General features: G+C 52.8%; 1 protein-coding gene. It reads right to left on the reverse strand.

Going from position 1 to position 377, the window contains the following annotated elements:
* The coding region (locus tag GNF10_RS37390; RefSeq protein ID WP_185607529.1) for a serine hydrolase at positions 1-377 on the reverse strand (377 nt) is incomplete at both ends.

The following is a 377-nucleotide window of genomic DNA, read 5'->3' on the forward strand; positions in this document are numbered from 1 at the left end:
GGCTTACCATCTGGCCCCAGTGCTGCAATGATACCGCGAGACCCACGCTCACCGGCTCCAGATTTATCAGCAATAAACCAGCCAGCCGGAAGGGCCGAGCGCAGAAGTGGTCCTGCAACTTTATCCGCCTCCATCCAGTCTATTAATTGTTGCCGGGAAGCTAGAGTAAGTAGTTCGCCAGTTAATAGTTTGCGCAACGTTGTTGCCATTGCTGCAGGCATCGTGGTGTCACGCTCGTCGTTTGGTATGGCTTCATTCAGCTCCGGTTCCCAACGATCAAGGCGAGTTACATGATCCCCCATGTTGTGCAAAAAAGCGGTTAGCTCCTTCGGTCCTCCGATCGTTGTCAGAAGTAAGTTGGCCGCAGTGTTATCACT

Source organism: Nostoc sp. UCD121, assembly GCF_014222285.1.
Lineage (GTDB): Bacteria > Cyanobacteriota > Cyanobacteriia > Cyanobacteriales > Nostocaceae > Nostoc.